At 70.2% G+C, this 2,191-nt stretch carries 1 protein-coding gene; it reads left to right on the top strand.

All coding sequences use genetic code 11. From position 1 onward, the window contains the following. Nucleotides 1-1,918, top strand: a 1,918-nt coding sequence (locus D477_RS23025) for a helix-turn-helix transcriptional regulator (RefSeq protein ID WP_005274630.1), incomplete at its 5' end; no start/stop codon positions are given. Nucleotides 1,919-2,191 lie beyond the last annotated feature (273 nt).

Here is a 2,191-nt window from a genome sequence, read left to right as displayed (position 1 = left end):
CCGGCGGCTGGACCTGCGCCGCCCTACGGGCGAGTCGCTGCTGCGGCAGGTGGACTGGGCCCTCAACTGCGGCCTGCCGGTGCCGCCGCAGCAACTGGTTACGGTCGCCGGGCTGGCCAATAGCCTGTTCAGCTCGCGGTTCGCCCACCGGGCCGCCGGCGCGGTGCCCGACGGACCGTACCGCGGCGCAGCGCAGGTGGAGCTGGCCCGGGCGCAATTCCACAAGGGAGAGTACGCCCAGGCCGAAGAGCTGCTTGGCGGCGTCCTCCAGCATGCCGGCGACCTGGCCACAGCGAAGTCCGCGGCGGTGCTGCGGGCCCAGTTGCTGCTCCGGAATGGCGCAGTGGACGCGCTGGACGGGCTGGCGGACGAATGGGCTACTGCAGTGGACCGGCTGGAAGCCGCGCAGCCGCGCCTGGCCGGAACACCCGCCGTCGTACTTTCCCGCACCGGCTGCCGGCTGCTGCGGATCCAGGCGATGATCGCCGGCGGCCTGTTCGCCAGCCCTGAAACCGAACTGCTGCAGGTGCTGGACGCGGACGGTGCGTCGCCGGAGGTGGAATTGGTCGCCCGGACGCTGCTGGCGGACGTCTTCGGTGCCACCGGCCGACTGCAGTCCGCGGCGGCGCTGACCCGGCGTGCGCTGGACCTGCTGCATGGCAACGAGGCGGAGCTGCTGGGGTACTACGAAATCGTGCTCGCCCCGCACATCACCGCGCTCATTCGGTTGGGGGAGTACGACGACGTGACCGCCGAGCTCGAGCGTTACGCCGGCTCGGGCCTGCGCGGCCCCTTCTACTTCGGCGGATCCGTGACGCTCGCCGCTGCCATCATCGAGATCCTGCAGTCCCGGCCCGCGCAGGGGCTGGAGCTGCTCGCCGCCGCGGTCGAGGGGCTGCGACAGCTGGACCTGGAGAACCTGCTGCCCCTGGCGCTCGCCGTCGCCGCGCACACCGCCGCCACGGCCGGCCTGGCAGGGCTGGCCGAGAGCTACCTGGCCGGCCTCGCTGATGCAGAGGAGCGGCCCCTGCACCGGCTGCGGCTGGTCGGCGAGGGCTTCGCAGCGGCTGCCCGGTTCCGGCTGTACCAAGTACCCGCGGACCTGGACCAGCTGCGGGCGCTCATGGCCGAGGCGAAACAACTGGGCCTGATCAGCGACGAACTGGACCTGCGCCTGCTGGCCTTGCGGCTGGGCAGCCTTGACGGGCTGGACGACCTGGTGAAAGTGGCCGAACTCAGCGAGGGCGCCGCAGCATCGCTGCTGACCTCGCTGGTGCGGGCGCTGCGCGACGAGGACATGGCCGCCTTCTTGCGGATCCTCGACAATCCCTCCTCCCGCCACATACTGCAGCCGACCCTGCAGAATCTCCGCACGCCGGTCCTGGCACCCGAGGACGCCGCCGGCACCACCGGCCAGCGGGATTTCCTGGCCCAGGTCAAGCGCCAGCTGCAGAAGTCCCTGCCGTCCGGCACTTCCCTTGACACTGCCCCCAACGGCCGCAGCGCATCGGGCCGGGCACGAGCAGGCGGACGGACACGGCCCGCCGGAGCTAGCCTGACGGGGCCCGCCGGGGCCAGCCGGATGGGCACGGCCGGAGGCGAAGATGCTGCAGGTACTGCCGGCATTACCCCGGCTGGGGGCACGGCTGCTACTGCCAGCACCGGAGGCACCCGAGCGTCCGTGGAGCCGTGGACCCACGCCGCGGATGCTGGAGTCGAGCCACCGCAGGCGGCGCCGGTAAAACTGACCCGGCGCGAGCATGAAATCGGTGGCTTGGTTCTGGAAGGGATGCAGAACGCGGATATTGCCGAGCGGCTCGGCCTGTCCGTGCGCACCGTGGAGGGGCACATCTATCGGATGTTTGCGAAGCTGCACATAAGCAGCCGTGAGGAGCTTGAACTCGGGCATCTCGGCTGACCACGGCGACTTTCACCATTTCCGGTACCACCCGTATGACAATGGACCACAGTTACTGAGGCCGGGAGCCAGGAAACCGGTCCGATTCATCCACCCCACTCCTCGCTAGTTCTCAGAAGGGCGGTGGTTCCGGGTTGTCGAAGGGGTCCGGTGGTGGGGGCGGGGGTGGTTGGACGCCGTGGTTGATCCAGGACCGTCGGGGTAGCTGGTGTAGGCCTGGCCGGTTCTGGTTTGGTGGTGCGTGACGCCGTTGTCGTCCTGCCAGACGCGGCC

This window comes from Arthrobacter crystallopoietes BAB-32, assembly GCF_000328305.2.
Classification (GTDB): Bacteria; Actinomycetota; Actinomycetes; order Actinomycetales; family Micrococcaceae; genus Crystallibacter; species Crystallibacter crystallopoietes_A.
This window is presented reverse-complemented; position numbering and strand designations above follow the sequence as displayed.